The sequence below is a fragment of the Sphingomonas sp. genome (assembly GCA_019635535.1).
Classification (GTDB): Bacteria; Pseudomonadota; Alphaproteobacteria; order Sphingomonadales; family Sphingomonadaceae; genus Allosphingosinicella.
The window spans coordinates 490,112-509,099 of sequence record JAHBZH010000001.1 but is presented as its reverse complement, the minus strand read 5'-3'; the positions used below and the strand labels follow the sequence as shown (position 1 = coordinate 509,099).

Sequence of the window (18,988 nt, the reverse complement as noted above, 5' to 3'; positions counted from 1 at the left end):
CTAGAAAACCCGCGTGACGATCAGCCCCAAGGCCGCGGCGGCGAACATCGCCCAGCGCACCTTGCGCTCCAGCGCGAAATCGCCCGTCTTCGACAGGGTGAAGGCGCTGAGCGGCATCACCACGACGAGCAGCGCCAGCGCCAGTCCGCCCCCCATCCAGAAGCCGCCGACCATGCCGGCGAGCAACGCCAGTGCCGCCCAGGCGACGGCGAAGGCGAGCGCGTCGAGATTGAGGGGCGGCATCAGTGCCCCGCCCGCGGCCCGCGCGCGACGCCGGAGGCGGCGAGCTGGGCGTCGATCTGCGCGACCAGCCGGTCGAGCCCGGCCTGGTCCTGCGCCTCGGCGCGCGCGACCAGCACGTCCTGCGTGTTGGACGCGCGCAGCAGCCACCAGCCGTCGTCGGTGTTGACCCGGGCGCCGTCGGTGCGGTCCACCTGCGCGCCGTCGCCGGCGAGGCGGTCCAGCACTTCCTCGACCACCGCGAACTTGCGGCTCTCGTCCACCTGGAAGCGCAGCTCCGGCGTGTTGACCAGCTTGGGCATCGCCGAGCGCAGGGCGGTGAGCGAGCCGCCCAGCTTCGAGACGGCGCGGATCAGCCGCACGGCGGCATAAAGCGCGTCGTCGAAGCCGTAATATTCGTGGGCGAAGAAGATATGGCCGCTCATCTCGCCGGCCAGCGGGGCGGCGGTTTCCTTCATCTTGGACTTGATCAGGCTGTGCCCGGTCTTCCACATGAGCGGCGTGCCGCCCAGCTCGGCGACGCGGTCGAACAGGACCTGGCTCGCCTTCACGTCGGCGATGATCGTGGCGCCCGGCAGCTCCGCCAGCACCGGCTCGGCGAGGATCGACAGGAGCTGGTCCCCCCACACCACCCGGCCGAGCGAATCGACCGCGCCGATCCGGTCGCCGTCGCCGTCGAAGGCGATGCCGAAATCGAGGCCGTGGGCGTGGACGAGCTGCTTCAGATCCTTGAGATTCGCCTCGTCGGTCGGATCGGGATGATGGTTCGGGAAGGCGCCGCTGACCTGGGTGAAGAGCAGGTGATGCTCGCCCGGCAGCTTCTCGACGAGGCGCTCCAGCACCGGCCCGGCGGCGCCGTTGCCCGCGTCCCAGCCGATCCGGAAATGCGCGCCGTCGAAGCCCTGGAGGAGGCGATCGACATAGGCGTCCATCACCTCCTCGTCGGAAACGGCGCCTTCGCCCGTTTCCCAATCGGCCGCCGCCGCCATCACGCCGAGCTGCTGGATGTCGGCGCCGAAGAAGGGCTTGCCGCCGAGCGTCATCTTGAAGCCGTTATATTCGGCCGGATTGTGGCTGCCGGTGATCATGATGCCGCCGGCGACATCCAGCTCGGCCGCGGCGTAATAGAGCATCGGCGTCGGCCCGAGGCCGACCCGCACCACGTCGACGCCGCTGGCCGTCAGTCCCTGGGTCAGACTGTCCTCCAGCGCCGGCGCGCTTTCCCGACCGTCGCGGCCGACGGCGATGCGCGTGCCGCCGGCGCGGCGGACCACAGTGCCGAAGGAGCGGCCGAGCGCATAAGCGTCGGCATCGCCCAGCGTCTCGCCGACGATGCCGCGAATGTCATATTCGCGAAGAATGGTGGGGTGGAAAACGTGACTCATGGAAACTCCGTGAAATGTCAGGGCGCGCGCGGCGGACCGCGCCGCAGCTCGGCGACCAGCGCGTCGCGGGCCAGGTTGACCCGGCTGGCGAGCGCGTCCGATCCGCCGCTGTCGGGGTGAACCTTCGCGATCAGCCGGCGATGCGCGTCGCGTATCTCCTCCAGACTCGCGCCGGGCGTGACGCCGAGCAGCTCGCGCGCCTCGCGCGGCGTCATCGCCGCCGGCCGCGCGGAGCGCCGCCACCACAGCCAGAGGATCGCCGCGACGGCGGCGAGGACGAGCGCCTTGACGATCATCCGGCGGCGGCGATACGCGGCGGATTGTCGGCCGCGTCGTCGGGCAAGGCGAAGCCGGCGAGCATCTCGCGCAGCTCCTGCCGCGCCGCGACATGGGCGATGCCGACTTCGCCGATCTGCTGGAGATCGAGCAGGGTGAGGCCCTTGGGGAAGAGCTCGCGATAAATGACGCGCTCGCCCAGCCCCGGAATGACGCGAAAGCCGACCCGGCGGGACAGCTCGTTCAGCGCGGCGCCGACCCGGCGCATGTTCTTCGCCTCGATATGCTGCATGCGGTTCCTGAGGACGACCCAGTCGACGCTCTGGCCTTGCGTCTTGGCGCGCTGGGTGCGGCTGTTCCACACCAGCTCGGCATAGAAGCTGGGGCGACGCACCCGGTAGGTTTCGGCATCGACCTCGCCGATCAGGTCGAGATCGACGAAGCTGTCGTTGATCGGCGTGACCAGCGTGTCGGCGCGGACCATCACGGCGCGCGCATGGGGGTCGTCGCGCCCCGGCGTGTCGATCACCAGCACGTCCGCGCCCTCGGCCATGCGCGCGATCAGATCGTCGAGGCTTTCCGCGCCGTCGGGATGGAAGGTGGCGTGGGCGGGCATCGGCAGCTCGACGCCCAGCCGCTTCACCGTCTCGGCACGGTTGTCGAGATAGCGGCCGAGCGTGCGCTGGCGCGTGTCGAGATCGATCGCGGCGACGCGGCGGCCGCGCGCGGCGAGCGCAACGGCGCTGTGCACCGCCGTGGTGGACTTGCCGGTGCCGCCCTTTTCGTTGGCGAATACCAGGAAATGCGGGCCCGTTCCGGCCATGTCGACGCTGCCCCAGACTTGATCTTGAACCTTGGCGCGCCCAAAGAGCCGCGCGCGATTTCCTCTATCGGAGGCCAACAGGCGGTGCAAATCATCCGTGAGATCGAGGCGCTGCGCGCCGCCGTCGCCGCGTTGCGCGCGGAAGGCGGCACGGTCGCCCTCGTGCCGACGATGGGCGCGCTCCATGCCGGCCACATGGCCCTGGTCGCTGAGGCCCGCGCCCGGGCGGATCATGTCGTCGCCTCGATCTTCGTCAATCCCGCCCAGTTCGGCCCCAACGAGGATCTGTCCTCCTATCCGCGGCGCGAGGCGGCGGATGCGGGGATGCTGGAGGAAGCGGGCTGCGCGCTCCTCTGGGCACCGGACGCCGCGACCATGTACCCCGAAGGCTTCGCCTCGACGCTCAATGTCGGCGGGATCACCGACGGGCTCGACGGCGCCGCCCGGCCCGGCCATTTCGACGGGGTCGCGATCGTCGTCGCCAAGCTGTTCAACCAGGTTCGGCCCGACATCGCCCTGTTCGGCGAGAAGGACTATCAGCAGCTTTGCGTGATCCGCCGGATGGTCCGCGATCTCGACATGGGAATCGGGATCGTCGGCGTGCCGACCCAGCGCGACGCCGACGGTTTGGCCCTCTCCTCGCGCAACGCCTACCTCACCGACGAGGAGCGCAAGGCCGCGCGCGCCCTGCCCCGCGCGCTGGGCGAGGCGGCGCGGGCGCTGGGCGAGGGAGAAGCGGTCGCGGAGGTGCTGGCGCGGGCCGAAGCGCGGCTCGCCGAGGCGGGCTTCGATCCGATCGACTATGTGGCGTTGTGCGACGCCAAGACGCTCGCGCCGCTCGCCGCGCTCGATCGCCCGGCCCGCCTGTTCGCCGCCGCGCGGATCGGCCGCACCCGCCTCATCGACAATCTGCCGGTGCTGCCGGCCTAGTGCACACCTGACATTGTCACTTTCGCGTTAACCATTTGTTTGGAAGTGGTGCGCCAGACATCGTCCCGGACACGCAGGTGTGGGGGATTTTCCATGGCACATAGCGCGAAAGCAGCCGCGTTCCTGATCGAAAGCCGCATCGCCGATGCGGCGTCGGGTGACGTCAAGGCGCTTTACGAACTGGGCGTCGCCTATTCGACCGGCAGCGGCGGGATCGCCGTCGATCTCGTCGAAGCGCACAAATGGTTCAATCTGGCGGCCCTGAACGGCAGCACGCTGGCGCAGGAATGTCGCGCCGACATTTCCGAAGAGATGACCGCGCGGGAGATCGCCGAGGCGCAACGCCAGGCCCGCGCCTGGCTCGCCGATTTCTCGTCCGAACGCCGGGCCGCCTGACCCGCCGACGGGGGCCGCATCCGGCGCCCGGGAAGGCGATCATGGCGGCGCCATCTCCTCGAAGGTCCAGCGTTGCTCCCGGATTGCGGCACACAATGTCAGCGCGGCCACCCAGCGTCCATTCGTCAGGCGCGGCTCGATGCAATGCGAGGCCCCGTTCGAGAGTGCACCACCTTCCTCCAGCAACCAGTGCATCTCCGGATTCACCCGACAACGGCGCAAGGCGAGCCCGCCGCTGCCGGCATTGCCGCTGAGGCAGGTGCCCGACATCCGGAACTGTCCCGGGCCGCGGCGATCGAAGGAAAAGACCTGCTCCCAGCGGTGCACCTCGGCGCACGGCTCCAGCCCGATGAAGGTGCCCGGCCGGACAAGGGAGAGACAGAGATCGGGCCGAGGCGCCCAGCGCAGCCGCCCGCGCGTTGGCGCATAACCGAGGGAGTCGAAGGCCCGGATCCGCCAGGCCTGCGGCGGGTAGCGCGCGGGGCAGGGCGCGGCATAGACGCGCGCGCCATCGCGCGCAGACAAAGCGAGCAGGGCCAGGCATCGTCCCTCGCCGTTCCGCACGACATGATCGGCGGATATCGTCCAGCTTTGCCCGGGTGATCCGTCGCAGCGCAGCGGAACGAGCGGCGGGTAGTTCCCGCCGCCGCGCGGCGCCAGGCAGGCATCGCCCAAACGCATCGGTCCGGGGCCTGTTTCCGGCAACGCCAGCCGCTGCGCCGCCGATCCGTCGCAAGGGCGGCTCACCGAACCTTCGACCGGGTCGATGGTCACGCACATGCCCGGCAGGGTGGCCGGCTCCAGCGTCCGGGCCGATGCCGGGGGCAACCACAGCGCGGCAAGCAGGACAGAGACAGGAACGGGCCATCGGATCATCGCGCTTCCCCCGCCAGCGATTCGGGCAACGTGCCGCGCGGGCGATGAACGGCGCCGAAACGACCGTTTCCGGAACAGGCCGTCTGAAATGGAGTGTCTTCGCGGCGCATTGCGCGTGTTGCGGTGACCGGACTAGAGGTTGGACATGAAAACGATTTTTGCCCTGCTGGCCGGCCTCCTTGCCCTGTCGCCCGTTACCGCGGCCCTCGCCTGCTCCTGTCGACCGTTGTCGAGCGCGGCCGAGCATGTCGGTCATGCCGACGCGATCTTTCGCGGCCGGGTCGTGGCGAGCGTGCCCGATCCCGCCGGTCCCGAGACCTTCTCGATCACCACATTCGAACTGCTCGCGCCACTCAAGATGCCGTCGCAATGGGCGCTGCCGCCGGAGCGGATCGAGGTCCGTCACGCCTCCTTGAGGACGGGACCGCAATGCGCGATCTGGTATGAGCGGGGCCAGGAAGTGCTGGTGGCGGCGCGTATGGGACAGGACGGCAATCTCCACACCGGTTCGTGCGACGCGCCGCGCTGGCCGGAAACGGATTATCGTGTCGCGCTGCGGCTGGCGCCGGAGCCATAGTCTTCAACTCTTCTTCCGGAAGGGTGTCAGCTCATCCAGCGCCGCGATCTCGCGCGCCACCGCCGCGCGCTCGGCGGCGAGAAAGTCCGCCACCGCGCGCCGGAAGCCGGGATGGGCGATATGATGGGCGGAATATGTCGGCACCGGCCGATAGCCGCGCGCCAGTTTGTGCCCGCCCTGCGCGCCTGCCTCGACCCGTGCGAGGCCATTTGAAATCGCGAAGTCGATCGCCTGATAATAACAGAGCTCGAAATGGAGATGGGGTACGTCCTCGACGCAGCCCCAGTAGCGGCCGTAGAGCGCCTGTGCGCCGATCAGGTTGAGTGCGCCGGCGATGGGGCGCCCGTCGCGCAAGGCAAGGATGAGCAGCACCTTGTCGGCAAGTGTCTCGCCGAGCCGCGAGAAGAAGGGCCGGGTGAGATAGGGCCGGCCCCATTTGCGGGCGCCGGTGTCCTGGTAGAAGGCCCAGAAGGCATCCCAGTGCGCTTCGGTCAGCGCGGCGCCGGTGAGGTGGACGATCTCCAGCCCGTCCACCGCCGCGGTCCGTTCCTTGCGGATCGCCTTGCGCTTTCGCGAGGTCAGGGTGGCGAGGAAATCGTCGAACGTCGCGAACCCCTGGTTGAGCCAGTGGAACTGGCTGTCGGCGCGGATCAGCCAGCCGGCCTGCTCGAACAGGGGCGCCTCGTCCGGGTGGAGGAAGGTGGCGTGGGCGGAGGACAAGCCGTGCGCCGCGACGATCCGCTCCGCCGCGCCGATCAGCGCCGGCGCGAGTTCCGGCGCACGGGTGAGCAGCCGACGGCCCGGCACCGGCGTGAACGGCACCGCGATCTGCAGCTTGGGATAATAGGCCCCGCCGGCGCGCTGGAAGGCGTCGGCCCAGCCATGGTCGAAGACATATTCGCCCTGGCTGTGGCTCTTCACATAAGCGGGCATCACCGCGTCGGGCCGCCCGCCCGGCCCGTCGATCGCGACCGGCACGGGCTGCCAGCCGGTCTCCGCCGTGGCGCTGCCCGACTCCTCCAGCGCGGCGAGGAAGGCGTGGCTGAGGAACGGGTCTTCCGTTCCTGCGCAGCGGTCCCAGTCCTCGGCAGCGAAGCGCGCCACGCCCGGCGCGATGCGGGCGACGACCGGCTCGTCGCTCATGGCAGGTCTTCGTAGATGACCTGATCGGCATGGGCCGCCGCCGTCGCGCGCTGGGCTTCGGTGCGGACCGTCCAGGTGCCGATCTTCAGGTCCCTGGCGCGAGCAGAAGAAGCGAACGCGGAAGGCAGGTCGCGGATGTCGCAGGCGAGGAAATCGGCGCGCGACCAGGCCAGCGCGGCCTTGCGCCGGAGTCGCTTGCGCGCGGGATTGCCGTCTTCCGTCACGACCAGCCCGCGCAGCATATCGGGGGCGTGTGCCGCGAACCAGCCGGGGATCAGGGGATTGAACGACATCACCGCCACCGGCCCGACATAGGCATCGAGCGCGGCTTTCACAGCCCGGCAGAGCGGCCCGACCCGCCAGCCCGGCGATTTCACCTCGATCAGCAGCGGCGCGCGACCGTCGATCAGCGCCAGGATTTCGGGGAGTGCAGGGATCGTCTCCTCGGTGCCGGTGAGGCGGTGCGCACGGATCGCGGCGGCGTCCATTTCGGCGAGCCGCCCGGGCGCGCCGGCCAGCCGGACGAGATCGTAATCGTGGAAGACGATCGCTTCGCCGTCGGCGCTCGCCTGCACGTCCAGTTCGATGCCGTGACCGGCCTCGATCGCGGCCAGGAAGGCGGCGCGGCTGTTCTCGACGAGGCCGCGGCCATGGAGGCCGCGATGCGCGAAGGGCTTCGCGAAAAGCGCGACGAGTCTAGCCGGCCTTGACCGCGACGATCGCATCGATCTCGACCGCGGCATTGAGCGGCAGCACCGGCACGCCCACCGCGCTGCGGGCATGGCGACCGGCTTCGCCGAAGACCTGCTCCATCAGCTCGGAGGCGCCGTTGGCGACCTTGGGCTGATCGGTGAAATCCGCGGCGCTGCTGATGAACACGCCGAGCCGAACGATCCGCTCGACCCGGTCGAGCGAGTCGAGCGCCTTTTTGATCTGCGCGAGGATCATGACGCCGCAGGCGCGCGCCGCTTCCTGGCCATGTTCCAGATCCTGATCCTCGCCGAGCCGCCCGGTGATCACCTTGCCGTCCGCGTCAAACGGCAGCTGGCCTGAGAGATAGAGCAGGCCGCCCATTTCCACGGCGGGCACGTAGGCGGCGACGGGGGCGGCGGGTTCGGGCAGGCTGATGCCGAGTTCGGCGAGGCGGGTGGATATGCTGTCGGTCATGGCCAAGGGCTAAGCATCCGGGGATGCGCCGGGTCAAGCCTTGCCGGCCGTCAGCCGCGCCAGCACCCAGGGCAAAGCCTCGTCCCATGGGTCGATCCGGGCATGGGCATGCTGGGCCGGCGGGGTCTTCGCGGCGAAGCGGGGCTCGGCGATCATGTGCAGCCGCCAGACGTCCGGCGCGTGCTTCGCCACCGATTCGTGATGCGGGCCGAGATCGTCGACGAAGACGGTCGCGCCCGCGCCCATTTCCGCGATCAGCTTGCGCGCCGGGCGGCCCTTGCCGCCCTGATTGCAGATCACCCGGTGACGGATGCCGAAGGCGTCGAGCTGGGCGATGCGGCCGGCATGATGGGCGTCGCCGATATTGGTGAGGATGACGATGTCGGCCACCTCGCCGATCGTCCCCAGCGCCTCGGCCGCGCCGGCGACCAGGCTCTGGCGGTGCATCTCGTGGTGGAAGAACAGGTCGAGCAGTGGCCAGATACGGTCTTCGGCGACTGCCGCGCCGCTTCTGTGGCGCAGCGCCCCCGCGAAACCGGGCATTTCGAAATCGAAGAGAATGTCCTGCGTCTCGTCCAGCCATTCGGCGAAATGAGGCAGGAAGTGCAGCAGCACATCGTCGCAATCGCTGATGAGGAGCGGTCGCTTCATCCCTCCAGTCTCCGCCGTGTTTCCGGCAGATCGGCAGGGTCGGCGCCGATCGCTGCGGCGCAGGCGATCAGGTCGGGCTCGTGCGCCTCCAGGAAGCGCAGCACGGCCGCGAGCGTCGATCGCTTGCCGAGCCCGCCTCGCAATGCATCGGGCGTCAATCCGGTCAGCGCCAGGAAGCGCGCGGCCCGCATGTCGTCGGTCAGGGCCCAGCCCAATGCGGACAAGGCCAAGGCTTCGTCGTTATTTGTTTGTTGATCGCGCATCGCCTAGGAACGGGCCGTGGGACAAAAAATCCTGATTGTCGAGGACAACGAGCTCAATCTGAAGCTGTTCTGCGACCTGCTGCGCGCCCATGGCTATGCCGCCGAGCCGGTCCGCGACGGCCGCGAGGCGATCGCGCGGGCACGGGACTTCGCGCCGGACCTCGTCGTCATGGACATCCAGATGCCGCATGTCAGCGGGCTTGAGCTGATCGAGCAGATGAAGATGGACGGCGAGTTGATGACGACGCCGATCATGGCCGTCACCGCCTATGCCGCCAAAGGCGATGAGGAGCGCATCCGCGATGCCGGTGCGGAAGGCTATGTGTCCAAGCCGATTTCGGTGCTGAAGTTCGTCGAGGCGGTGCGCGAGCTTCTTGCGGGCACGACCGATGGGCAAGCGCCGGACAAAGAAAATGCCGCCCCCGAGCCGGATGCCGGGAGCGGCGGAGAAGCGGTCGAAAGCAAGCTGGATTCCGGATCGAATCCGGGATGACGGCCCTAGCGGGTCGTCACTTGATCTTGGCTTCCTTGAACTCGACGTGCTTGCGCGCAACGGGATCGTATTTCCGGAAGGTCATCTTCTCGGTGATGTTGCGCGGATTCTTCTTGGTCACATAGAAGAAGCCCGTGTCGGCGGAGCTGACGAGCTTGATCTTGACCGTGGTCGGCTTGGCCATGACAGCCTCTCTCAAAAAATCGGTGGCGTAAAAAAAGAAAGCGGCGCCAGCGCCGCCCTCGTTTCCGGCTCGCCTCTGACGATTGCGAGCGATTCTGTCAAGCGTCCGGCGGTTTAACGCAGTGGTAACCATAAGCGCGCATGGTCTTCTCGTGCCCACAGGGGGAGCCGCGAAGATGCACTGGGAACGCGATGGCATGATTCTGGTCCGCTCGGAGCTGTGCGACCGGCTCGACAGCCTCCAGCGGGCGGCGCGCAAGATGAAGGTGCGCGATTTCGTCCAGCAGATCGCGTCCGTCCGCACCATGGCGGCGGCCTATGGCATGGTGCCGGTGGTCTGCCTCGCCGATGCGCTGGAGCGCGCGGTGCGCGCCAATCCGCGCGGCTGCCCGGCCGACATCTATTTCGATCGGCTGCGCGACGCGGTCGGCTGCGGCCCGACCGGATCGGCGACGGCGAGCGAAGCGATGCTCGCCTCGATCTCGGTGCGCCTCAGCGCCTGAGGGCGCCGATGGAGCCGCTCGTCACCACTTTCGTCGCCGCCTTCCTGTCCGGCTGGGGCGACAAGACCCAGCTCATCGTCGCCCTGCTCGCCGCGCGCAGCGGCCGGCCTGGGCTCGTGCTGGCCGGGCTGATCGTCGCGGCGCTGGCGAGCAGCCTGGTCGCGGCCTGGGCGGGCAGCCTGATCGGCGCCGCCATCCCGCCGCGCGCCGCGTCGCTGATGGTCGCGCTGGCGTTGCTGCTCGACGCGCTCGCCGCCTTCGTGCCGCGCGGCACGCCTTCGCTCGGCTCGATGAAGCTGCCGCTTCTCCTCGTCGCCGCGATCCTGTGCCTTGCCGCCGAAACCGGCAGCCGGGGTCAGTTCCTCACCTTCGCGCTCGCCGCCCGCTTCGATTCGGTCTGGCTGGCCATGGCGGGCGCCAGCGCGGGGTTGCTGGCCGCGACCGTCCCGGCCGCATTGCTCGGCGATCGCCTGGCCAGGGCCGTGCCGCTGCGCGCCATCCGCTTCACCGTCGCCGGCCTGTTCCTCGTCATCGGCTTCATCGTGGCGATGCAGACGCTCCGGCTCGCCTGAGCCTTGATCAAGCCCGTCGATCACAGCCATCGATATTTGTCGGCAGGGCGGGCCGGTCTGGGCTATGGTCCGCGCCGCTCGCGATTCCTATCTCGGTGCCAACGCTGACCAGGAGGCAAACATGTCCGACACCGCCGCCAAGCTGAACACGCCGACCGATCTTTCCAGCAACGCCACCAAGACGGTCGCCGACGCGCTGAACGGCATCCTCGCCGACAGCTATGCGATCTATCTCAAGACCAAGAATTTCCACTGGCACGTCTCGGGCCCGCATTTCCGCGACTATCACCTGCTGCTCGACGAGCAGGCGGCCGACATCCTTCTCACCACCGACGAGATCGCCGAGCGGGTGCGCAAGACCGGCAACGCCACCCTGCGTTCGATCGGCGACATCGCGCGCCGGCAGAGCGTCAAGGACAATGACAAGGACTTCGTGTCGGCCAAGGACATGCTGGCCGAGCTGCGCGAGGACAATCTGAAGCTGGTCGAAGCGCTGCGCGAGGCGAAGGAGATCGTCGACGAGGCGAAGGACAATGCGACTTCGGGCATCCTCGACGACTGGACCGACCGCGCCGAGAAGCGCGCCTGGTTCCTGTTCGAGGCGAGCCGCAGCTAAAACGCGGCCGGCCGGCGCCTGCACGAAAAAGGCCGGCGCGAAGGCCGGCCTTTCCGTTTGCCGCGTGAGCCGAGGCTTACTGGATCGGAACCAGGTTCACCGCCGCGGTCTTGCCGCGCCGATCGACCTCCAGCTCGAACTCGATCCGGTCGCCCTCGTTGAGAGAGATCATGCCGGCGCGTTCCACCGCCGAGATGTGGACAAACGCATCGGGCTGCCCGTCATCGCGCGTGATGAAACCGAAGCCCTTGGCAGCGTTGAAGAACTTGACCGTGCCGGAGGCCTTCTCGCCGGTCAGCTGACGTTGCGGCGCGCGATCGCGGCTGCTCTCCTCGACGGGGAGCGGGTCGCCTTCGATCCGAAGATCGGTCGCCGAGACACGGCCGCCGCGGTCGACAAGCGTGAATTCGAGCGGCTGCCCTTCGGCCAGGCCGGTCAGTCCTGCCTGCTCGACGGCCGAAATGTGGACGAACACGTCCTCGCCGCCATCGTCGCGAACGATGAAGCCGAAGCCCTTGTGCCCGTTGAAGAATTTTACGACGCCCTTGGCCTCGCCGACGACCTGCGGGGGCATGCCCCCGCCCCCGCCGCCGCCACGGGGGCCGCCGAAACCACCACCGCCGCCGCGCGGGCCGCCGAAGCCGCCGCCGCCGCCGCGATAACCGCCGCCGCCACCGCCGCCGCCGCCGAATCGATCTCCACCGCCGCCGCCGGCGAACCTGTCGCCGCCGCCGAAGCCGCCTCTGTCGAATCCACCGCCGCCGAAATCTTCACCGCCGCCGATATTGTCGCGCTTGTCTCTGCCGCGACCGCCGCGCTCGCCGCGGCGCCCTCTATCGAAACCCATTTGATTCAAGTACTTTCCAGCGCCCAATCCCCTGTCAGAACCACCGCGCCGGGCAGAACGCGCAAAGGTCTTCGCGCCGGAAAGCGGCGCGACGCCGAATCCTATAGCGGAAAAAAGCCTGTCCGGCGAGGAGTTTTGCCGCCGATCTTCGCGCGATTGCTCGCCCCGGATCGTGGCTCCGTCCTGCTTCGCTTGCCATTTGCCGCGACAGGCCATTGAGCGTGCGCCCGCTTGGCCCTATCTCGGCCAGTCATGACGATCCATTTTCATCAAGAAGACCTGCCCGCCGGCGCGCTCGGCCCCGGCCCGGTCGCCGTCGATACCGAGACGATGGGGTTGCAGGTCGGCCGCGACCGATTGTGCCTGGTGCAGATTTCGGACGGGCGCGGCGACGAGCATCTGGTGCGCTTCGCGCCGGGCAGCGCTTATTCGGCGCCGAATCTCAAGGCGGTGCTGGCCGATCCCGCCCGGCTCAAGCTCTATCATTTCGCACGCTTCGATCTCGCCTCGATCCAGGCCTATCTCGATGTGGTCGCGGCGCCGGTCTATTGCACCAAGATCGTCTCGCGCCTGGTGCGGACCTATACCGACCGGCACGGTCTCAAGGACCTGGTCAAGGAGGTGCTCGGCCAGGAGATTTCCAAGCAGCAGCAAAGCTCCGACTGGGGCGCGCCCGAGCTCAGCGACGCGCAGAAGGACTATGCCGCCGCCGACGTGCGCTATCTCCACGCGCTGAAGGAGAAGCTCGACGAGCGGCTCGTGCGCGAAGGCCGCGTCGGGCTGGCCCAGGCCTGTTTCGATTTCCTGCCCCATCGCGCCGCGCTCGATATCGCCGGCTGGGACGAACAGGACATCTTCGCCCATGTCTGAGCCGCGCCATGTCTGAGCTGGCCGATCAGGAACGGTTGGTCAAGCGCGGCTGGGCGGCGCCCGGCGGCAGCCACGACCGCGTCGTCCAGGCGATGAAGATCGGCCTGCCGGCGCTGATCGGCGTCGTGCTCGCCTTCCTCGCCTTCGCGCCGTTCGAGGACAAGCAGGAGGTCAGCTTCCTGCTCGACAAGAACAAGGTCGACCAGGCGGACGACCGGATGCAGGTCCAGGCCGCGCAATATCGCGGCGTCGACGATCAGGGGCGCGCCTTCCTCATCGACGCGCGCCATGCGCTGCAGCGAACCGCGACCGATCCCGTCCAGATCAGCGGCATGCAGGCCCGGATGGATCTGGAAAGCGGTCCGGCCGAATTGCGGGCCGACCGGGCCCGCTACGATGTCGCCGGCGACAAGGTCGACGTCCTCGGCCCGATCCTGCTGACCGCCGCCGACGGCTACCGGATGGAGACGCGCGACGTGACGGTCGATCTGCGCACCCGCCGGCTCGCCAGCGACGGCGCGGTCGAGGGGCGGATGCCGCTCGGCACCTTTTCCGGCGGGCGGCTGGAGGCCGATCTCGGCGAGCGCCGGGTCGTGCTGACCGGCCGGCCCCGCCTCCATATCGTGCAGGGAGCGATGCGATGAGCATGACCCGCTGGCTCGCCGCCTCCGGCATGGCCGCAAGCCTGGCCCTGGCCCTGGCCGCCGCGCAGCCGGCGGTCGGCCAAAGCGGCGCCTCGGCGCTGAAGGGCCACGACACCAATGCGCCGGTCGATGTCGCCGCCGACCGGATCGAGGTGCTCGACCGCGCCGACCGCGCGGTCTTCTCGGGCAATGTCGATGTGCGGCAGGGATCCCTGCGCCTCGCCTCGCCGCGCCTCACCGTCGCTTATGCCAATACCAGCGGCATCGACATCAAGCGGCTGGAGGCGAGCGGCGGCGTGACCCTGACCAGCCCGTCCGAAACGGCGCGCAGCCAGTTCGCGATCTACGATCTCGACCGGAGGCTGGTGACGATGATCGGCGGCGTGACGCTGACGCGGGGCGATTCCAACGTGCGCGGCGGGCGGCTCGTGCTCGATCTCAGCACCGGCCGGGCGGTGATGGACGGCGGCACGTCCGGCGCGCCGGGCGAGGCGAGCGGCGGGCGCGTCACCGGCCGCTTCACCGTGCCGCAGCGCCCGCAGGGCGATTGATCCGCCCGACGCGTCGCATCGCCGCCATGCAAGACTCTTGCCGGTTGAGGCTTTCCGCCCGAACGCCTAACTAGAGGCCGACACAGGCGGGAGTATCCATGAACGAAACGCTGCCGATCGAGCGGACCGAGACCGATGCGGCCGTCGGCGAGCTCGCGCGCGGGCTTTCGGTCGTCTCGATCGCCAAGTCCTACGACAAGAAGGCGGTGCTGACCGACGTCTCGCTCGGCGTCGATCGCGGCGAGGTGCTCGGCCTGCTCGGGCCCAATGGCGCCGGCAAGACGACCTGCTTCTATTCGATCATGGGGCTGGTGAAGCCGGATTCCGGCCGCATCCTGCTCGACGGCGCCGACATTACCGGCCTGCCTATGTACCGCCGCGCGATCCTGGGGCTCGGCTATCTGCCGCAGGAAACCTCGATCTTCCGCGGCCTCACCGTCAGCCAGAACATCATGGCGGTGCTGGAGGTGGCCGAGCCGGACAAGGCGGCGCGCACGGCGCGGCTGGAGCAGCTGCTCGGCGAATTCCATATCGAGCGGCTGCGCGACGCGCCGGCCATGGCGCTGTCGGGCGGCGAGCGGCGGCGCTGCGAGATCGCCCGCGCGTTGGCGGCCAATCCCTCGATCATGCTGCTCGACGAGCCCTTTGCCGGCATCGATCCGATCTCGATCCAGGACATTCGCGACCTGATCGTCGCCTTGAAGGCGCGCGGCATCGGCGTGCTGATCACCGATCACAATGTCCGCGAGACGCTGGAGATCGTCGATCGCGCCTGCATCATTTATGGCGGCCAGGTGCTCTTCGCCGGCAGCCCCGCCGATCTCGTCGCCGACGAGAATGTGCGGCGCCTCTATCTCGGGGAGAGCTTCGAGCTGTAGCCATGGCGCTCGGGCCCCGCCTCGATCTTCGGCAGTCGCAATCGCTGGTGATGACGCCGCAGCTGCAGCAGGCGATCCGCCTGCTCGCGCTGTCGAACCTCGAGATCGAAACCTTCATCGCCGAGGAGATCGAGAAGAATCCTCTCCTCGAAGTGGGCGGCGGCGAGGGCGAAGGCCCGGACCGGGCGGAGCCCGCGCCGGAGGCCGAATACGAAGGCGACGAGTTCGAATTCGAAGGCGAGCTTTTGCCCGAGATCGACGCCGGCGGCGGCGATGCCGCGCTCGACATCGACACCAACAGCGAGGATTTCCACCAGGACGGCCCCGCCGATGCGCTGGGCGGCCTCGACGGCGGCCTGGGTCTGGGCAGCGGCAGCGGTCTTTCCGGTTCGGCCGGGATGCCGGAGGATGGGCCGGACTTCGACAGCTTCGCCGCCGAGAGCCGGTCGCTGCACGATCATCTCCTCGCCCAGGCCGGCGAAATCCTGTCCGGCGCCGATCTCGTCATCGCCCAGCGCATCGTCGAGCAGATCGAGGAGACCGGCTATTTCACCGGCAACCTGCTCGACATCTCGCAGCGGCTCGGAGTGGCGCTGCATGAGGTCGAGCGGGTGCTCGCCATCCTCCAGACCTTCGATCCGGCGGGCGTCGGCGCGCGCGACCTTTCCGAATGTCTCGCCCTCCAGGCGAAGGATGCGAACCGCTACGATCCGGCGATGGCGCGGCTGATCGCCAATCTCGATTATCTGGCCAAGGGCAATATCGCGGCGCTGAAGCGGATCACCGGCGTCGATGACGAGGACATGGCGGACATGATCCGCGAGCTGCGCGCCTACGATCCCAAACCCGGCTGCCGCTTCATGGCTTCGGACCGGATCGACGCGATCGTGCCGGACCTGTTCGTCGCCCGGCGCGGCGCGGGCTGGGCGGTGGAGCTGAACGGCGCGACGTTGCCGAGGCTGCTGGTCAACCGCACTTATTATCAGGAGCTGTCCAGCGGGCCGCAGGACAAGCAGTCCAGGGCGTGGCTCAGCGAGCAATTGCAGAGCGCCAACTGGCTGATGAAGGCGCTGGATCAGCGCGCGCGCACGATCATGAAGGTCGCGTCCGAAATCGTCACCCGGCAGGAAGGCTTCTTCCGACATGGCGTCGCGCATCTGAAGCCGCTCACCCTGCGCGCGGTGGCCGAGACGATCGGCATGCACGAATCGACGGTGAGCCGCGTCACCTCCAACAAATATCTGTCCTGCGAGCGCGGGCTCTACGAGCTCAAATATTTCTTCACGAGCGGCATCCAGTCGGCCGACGGCGGCGACGCGGCTTCGTCGGAGGCGGTGAAGAGCCGGATCAAGGCGCTGATCGCCGCCGAGGAGCCGACCCGGATCCTGTCCGACGACCAGCTCGTCGAGATGCTCAGGCAAGAGGGCTTCGACATCGCCCGGCGCACCGTCGCCAAATATCGCGAGGCGATCGGCCTGGGCTCATCGGTGCAGCGGAGGCGCCAGAAGGCGATCGGCCGGGCGGCCTGAGCTTCGCTGGCGGGCTGTCGCTTGCCATCGGCGCGGCGCCATGCCAATTCGATCCCACGCGCATCGGGGCGCGTCCGGTCCGCGGAAAGGGCAAGGCCCACCCGTGACGTTGCGTATCGTCAGCCACGAACTTTCCTTGCCCGAACACAGGCGGACGTCGGGCCCATGAGGAGGTTCGCATGCCCGTGAAACCCTTGCCGCCGCGCGCCGATCTCGCCCACCTGAAGCGCGACGCCCAGCGTCTGTTGCGCGCCCGCGCCGGGGGAGACCCGCAAGCCTGCCAGCGCCTGCGCGAATTCCACCCGCGCCTGGCGGACGCGAGCGACGCGGCCATCGTTGCGTCGCCGCTGACATGGAGCGATGCGCTGCTCGCGATCGCGCGCGAACGCGGCTTCGCCAGCTGGCCGCGCCTCAAGGCGCATGTCGAAGGCCCGCCCGCGCCCGGCGCGGACGTTCCCCATCATCATCAGATCGCCGATCCGGCGTTCCGCCTCGCGGTGGACCTGATCGACGACGGGGACGCCGCTGCCCTCGCCGCGCATCTCGCCGCGCATCCCGGCCTCGCTGCGCGCCATGTCGCCTTCGAGGGCGGTAACTATTTCCGCAATCCGGCGCTGCTTGCCTTCGTCGCCGAAAATCCGGTTCGCAACGACAGCCTGCCGCCCAATATCGTCGAAATCGCGCGGCTGATCCTCGATGCCGGCGGCGGCAAGGACGTGGGCGCCGTCGACGAAGCGCTCGCGCTCGTCGCGTCCGGCCGGGTGGTGCGCGAGGCGGGTGCCCAATCGCCGCTGATCGACCTGCTGTGCGATCACGGCGGCGATCCGGACCAGGCGATGCAGCCGGCGCTCGCCCATGAAGAGTTTGCGGCGGCCGACGCGCTGCTCCGTCGCGGCGCGGCGCTGACCTTGCCGGTTGCCGCCGCGCTGGGCCTGACGGAGGATGCCCGGCGTCTTCTGCCCGGCGCCGGAGCACCGCAGCGCCACCTCGCCTTGGCCAACGCCGCGCATCACGGCCGCACGGACGTCGTCGCGCTGTTCCTGGATGCCGGCGAGAATCCCGACCGCTACAATCCGGTCGGGGCGCACGCCCATTCGACGCCACTGCATCAGGCAGCGATTTCCGGCCATGAGGGCACGGTTCGGCTGCTCGTCTCGCGCGGTGCCCGGCTAGATCTGAAGGACAGTCTGTTTCAGGGCACGCCCGCCGACTGGGCGGAATATGGAGGCCGGGCGCGGATCGCGGCCTTTTTGCGGGCATGCGCCGACCCGGATCGCGGCATCGACTGAGGATGCTGCATCGCAGCGCTTCCCATCGCGGCGAGTCTATGCTTTAGGACCGGCGCGATGAACATTCACGAATATCAGGCCAAGGAGCTTCTGGCCAAGTTCGGCGTCCCCGTTCCGGCGGGCCATGCCGCGATGAGCGTCGATGAAGCGGTGGCCGCCGCCGGCAAATTGCCCGGGCCGCTTTATGTCGTGAAAGCGCAGATTCATGCCGGCGGGCGCGGCAAGGGCAAGTTCAAGGAACTCGGTCCCGACGCGAAGGGCGGCGTCCGCCTTGCCCGCTCGGCCGAAGAGGTGCGCGCGGCCGCGTCCGAGATGCTCGGCAACACGCTGGCGACGGTGCAGACCGGCCCCGCCGGCAAGCAGGTGAACCGGCTCTACATCACCGACGGCGTGGACATCGCGAAGGAATTCTATCTCGCCCTGCTCGTCGATCGCGCCAGCGGCCGGATCGCCTTCGTCGTCTCGACCGAGGGCGGCATGAACATCGAGGAGGTCGCGCACGACACGCCGGAGAAGATTCACACCTTCACCGTCGATCCCGCGACCGGCTTCATGCCCCATCACGGCCGTGCGGTGGCGAATGCGCTGGGCCTCACCGGCGATCTCGCCAAGCAGGCGCAGAAGACCGCGGCCCTGCTCTACGACGCCTTTATCGGCACCGACGCCGCGCAGATCGAGATCAATCCGCTGGCTGTGACGGATGACGGCAAGCTCCTCGTCCTCGACGCCAAGGTTGGCTTCGATTCCAACGCCGAGTTCCGCCACAAGGACCTGGAGGCATTGCGCGACGAGACCGAGGAGGACCCGATGGAGCTCGAGGCGTCGAAGCACGACCTCGCCTACATCAAGCTCGACGGCAATATCGGCTGCATGGTGAACGGCGCCGGCCTCGCCATGGCGACGATGGACATCATCAAGCTGAACGGCGCCTTCCCGGCCAATTTCCTCGACGTCGGCGGCGGCGCCTCGAAGGAGAAGGTGACCTCCGCCTTCAAGATCATCCTCAGCGATCCCGCCGTGCAGGGCATCCTGGTCAACATCTTCGGCGGTATCATGCGCTGCGACATCATCGCCGAGGGCATCGTCGCGGCGGCGAAGGAGGTGCAATTGTCGGTGCCCTTGGTCGTCCGGCTCGAAGGCACCAATGTCGAGGAAGGCAAGGCGATCCTCGCCGATTCCGGGCTGGCGATCGTGCCGGCCAACGATCTGGGCGATGCCGCCAGGAAGATTGTCGCGGAGGTGGCCAAGGTCGCCTGAGCGGCCGGGCGCCCGCACAGGTAGAGAGG

26 protein-coding genes are annotated in these 18,988 nt (G+C 68.6%); 14 read left to right on the top strand and 12 right to left on the bottom strand.

The features are described from left to right. Genes KF780_02665 through KF780_02650 form a run of 4 tightly spaced genes read right to left on the bottom strand, consistent with a single transcriptional unit; the run spans position 1 to position 2,724 of the window. Positions 1–243, bottom strand: coding sequence for a hypothetical protein (locus KF780_02665; protein ID MBX3560693.1), 243 nt, complete (start codon positions 241–243; stop codon positions 1–3). Continuing rightward, complete coding sequence (locus tag KF780_02660; protein ID MBX3560692.1) at positions 243–1,625, bottom strand: phosphomannomutase/phosphoglucomutase; 1,383 nt, start codon at positions 1,623–1,625, stop codon at positions 243–245. The genes KF780_02665 and KF780_02660 overlap by 1 nt, the downstream gene beginning before the upstream one ends. 17 nt (positions 1,626–1,642) lie before the next feature. Further along, entirely contained in the window at positions 1,643–1,921 is a 279-nt protein-coding gene (locus tag KF780_02655) for a DnaJ domain-containing protein (protein ID MBX3560691.1), read from the bottom strand. Further along, positions 1,918–2,724, bottom strand: coding sequence for an AAA family ATPase (locus KF780_02650; protein ID MBX3560690.1), 807 nt, complete (start codon positions 2,722–2,724; stop codon positions 1,918–1,920). The genes KF780_02655 and KF780_02650 overlap by 4 nt, the downstream gene beginning before the upstream one ends. Positions 2,725–2,808: 84 nt before the next feature. Here KF780_02650 and panC point away from each other — a divergent pair, with 84 nt between their 5' ends. Together panC and KF780_02640 are read left to right on the top strand one after the other, a co-directional pair. Further along, positions 2,809–3,654 (top strand): pantoate--beta-alanine ligase, encoded by an 846-nt coding sequence (gene panC, locus KF780_02645; protein MBX3560689.1) that lies wholly within the window; start codon positions 2,809–2,811, stop codon positions 3,652–3,654. A 93-nt stretch (positions 3,655–3,747) separates the two neighbouring features. Continuing rightward, positions 3,748–4,050, top strand: a complete 303-nt coding sequence (locus tag KF780_02640) for an SEL1-like repeat protein (protein ID MBX3560688.1) — start codon at positions 3,748–3,750, stop codon at positions 4,048–4,050. A 39-nt stretch (positions 4,051–4,089) separates the two neighbouring features. Here the strand turns inward: KF780_02640 and KF780_02635 are convergent, their stop codons facing one another. Next, complete coding sequence (locus tag KF780_02635; protein ID MBX3560687.1) at positions 4,090–4,926, bottom strand: RICIN domain-containing protein; 837 nt, start codon at positions 4,924–4,926, stop codon at positions 4,090–4,092. Positions 4,927–5,071: 145 nt separating this feature from the next. Between KF780_02635 and KF780_02630 the strand changes: the two genes are divergently transcribed. Next, positions 5,072–5,503, top strand: a complete 432-nt coding sequence (locus tag KF780_02630; protein MBX3560686.1) for a hypothetical protein — start codon at positions 5,072–5,074, stop codon at positions 5,501–5,503. A gap of 3 nt (positions 5,504–5,506) precedes the next feature. On the opposite strand, the gene KF780_02625 is transcribed toward KF780_02630, so the two are convergent. The 5 genes from KF780_02625 to KF780_02605 are packed head-to-tail and all read right to left on the bottom strand — an operon-like array spanning position 5,507 to position 8,727. Further along, positions 5,507–6,646: an N-acetyltransferase gene (locus tag KF780_02625; protein ID MBX3560685.1), complete on the bottom strand. Its 1,140-nt coding sequence runs from the start codon at positions 6,644–6,646 to the stop codon at positions 5,507–5,509. Then, complete coding sequence (locus KF780_02620; protein ID MBX3560684.1) at positions 6,643–7,389, bottom strand: glycerophosphodiester phosphodiesterase; 747 nt, start codon at positions 7,387–7,389, stop codon at positions 6,643–6,645. The genes KF780_02625 and KF780_02620 overlap by 4 nt, the downstream gene beginning before the upstream one ends. Continuing rightward, a complete protein-coding gene (locus KF780_02615; GenBank protein ID MBX3560683.1) occupies positions 7,343–7,813 on the bottom strand; it encodes a RidA family protein in 471 nt (156 codons plus the stop codon). The genes KF780_02620 and KF780_02615 overlap by 47 nt, the downstream gene beginning before the upstream one ends. 33 nt (positions 7,814–7,846) lie before the next feature. Continuing rightward, positions 7,847–8,464 carry an HAD family hydrolase gene (locus KF780_02610; GenBank protein MBX3560682.1) on the bottom strand — a complete coding sequence of 206 codons (618 nt, stop codon included), beginning with the start codon at positions 8,462–8,464 and terminating at the stop codon, positions 7,847–7,849. Further along, the gene (locus KF780_02605; protein ID MBX3560681.1) at positions 8,461–8,727 is read right to left on the bottom strand and encodes a DUF3572 family protein; all 267 of its coding nucleotides are present in this window, start codon (positions 8,725–8,727) and stop codon (positions 8,461–8,463) included. The genes KF780_02610 and KF780_02605 overlap by 4 nt, the downstream gene beginning before the upstream one ends. Positions 8,728–8,743: 16 nt before the next feature. Between KF780_02605 and KF780_02600 the strand changes: the two genes are divergently transcribed. Further along, positions 8,744–9,220 (top strand): response regulator, encoded by a 477-nt coding sequence (locus KF780_02600; protein MBX3560680.1) that lies wholly within the window; start codon positions 8,744–8,746, stop codon positions 9,218–9,220. Positions 9,221–9,236: 16 nt separating this feature from the next. Here the strand turns inward: KF780_02600 and rpmG are convergent, their stop codons facing one another. Next, the gene (gene rpmG, locus KF780_02595; GenBank protein ID MBX3560679.1) at positions 9,237–9,404 is read right to left on the bottom strand and encodes a 50S ribosomal protein L33; all 168 of its coding nucleotides are present in this window, start codon (positions 9,402–9,404) and stop codon (positions 9,237–9,239) included. Between the two features lie 175 nt (positions 9,405–9,579). Between rpmG and KF780_02590 the strand changes: the two genes are divergently transcribed. From KF780_02590 to KF780_02580, 3 genes are all read left to right on the top strand, one after another. Then, positions 9,580–9,906 carry a hypothetical protein gene (locus tag KF780_02590; GenBank protein MBX3560678.1) on the top strand — a complete coding sequence of 109 codons (327 nt, stop codon included), beginning with the start codon at positions 9,580–9,582 and terminating at the stop codon, positions 9,904–9,906. Positions 9,907–9,914: 8 nt separating this feature from the next. Further along, positions 9,915–10,478: a TMEM165/GDT1 family protein gene (locus KF780_02585; GenBank protein ID MBX3560677.1), complete on the top strand. Its 564-nt coding sequence runs from the start codon at positions 9,915–9,917 to the stop codon at positions 10,476–10,478. Between the two features lie 121 nt (positions 10,479–10,599). Beyond that, positions 10,600–11,094, top strand: a complete 495-nt coding sequence (locus KF780_02580; GenBank protein MBX3560676.1) for a DNA starvation/stationary phase protection protein — start codon at positions 10,600–10,602, stop codon at positions 11,092–11,094. Positions 11,095–11,170: 76 nt separating this feature from the next. Here KF780_02580 and KF780_02575 read toward each other — a convergent pair whose 3' ends face one another. Further along, positions 11,171–11,941, bottom strand: coding sequence for a CspA family cold shock protein (locus tag KF780_02575; GenBank protein MBX3560675.1), 771 nt, complete (start codon positions 11,939–11,941; stop codon positions 11,171–11,173). A gap of 252 nt (positions 11,942–12,193) precedes the next feature. Between KF780_02575 and KF780_02570 the strand changes: the two genes are divergently transcribed. From KF780_02570 to sucC, 7 genes are all read left to right on the top strand, one after another. Then, positions 12,194–12,811 (top strand): ribonuclease D, encoded by a 618-nt coding sequence (locus KF780_02570; protein ID MBX3560674.1) that lies wholly within the window; start codon positions 12,194–12,196, stop codon positions 12,809–12,811. Positions 12,812–12,819: 8 nt separating this feature from the next. Then, the gene (gene lptC / locus KF780_02565) at positions 12,820–13,455 is read left to right on the top strand and encodes an LPS export ABC transporter periplasmic protein LptC (GenBank protein MBX3560673.1); all 636 of its coding nucleotides are present in this window, start codon (positions 12,820–12,822) and stop codon (positions 13,453–13,455) included. A gap of 2 nt (positions 13,456–13,457) precedes the next feature. After that, a complete protein-coding gene (locus KF780_02560) occupies positions 13,458–14,006 on the top strand; it encodes an LptA/OstA family protein (protein ID MBX3560672.1) in 549 nt (182 codons plus the stop codon). Between the two features lie 98 nt (positions 14,007–14,104). Continuing rightward, on the top strand, positions 14,105–14,884 hold the full coding sequence (lptB, locus tag KF780_02555; GenBank protein ID MBX3560671.1) for an LPS export ABC transporter ATP-binding protein: 780 nt from the start codon (positions 14,105–14,107) through the stop codon (positions 14,882–14,884). 2 nt (positions 14,885–14,886) lie between these two features. Beyond that, positions 14,887–16,413 (top strand): RNA polymerase factor sigma-54, encoded by a 1,527-nt coding sequence (rpoN, locus tag KF780_02550; GenBank protein MBX3560670.1) that lies wholly within the window; start codon positions 14,887–14,889, stop codon positions 16,411–16,413. Between the two features lie 179 nt (positions 16,414–16,592). Beyond that, positions 16,593–17,702: an ankyrin repeat domain-containing protein gene (locus KF780_02545; GenBank protein ID MBX3560669.1), complete on the top strand. Its 1,110-nt coding sequence runs from the start codon at positions 16,593–16,595 to the stop codon at positions 17,700–17,702. A gap of 57 nt (positions 17,703–17,759) precedes the next feature. Further along, entirely contained in the window at positions 17,760–18,959 is a 1,200-nt protein-coding gene (sucC, locus tag KF780_02540) for an ADP-forming succinate--CoA ligase subunit beta (GenBank protein ID MBX3560668.1), read from the top strand. Positions 18,960–18,988: the final 29 nt, after the last annotated feature.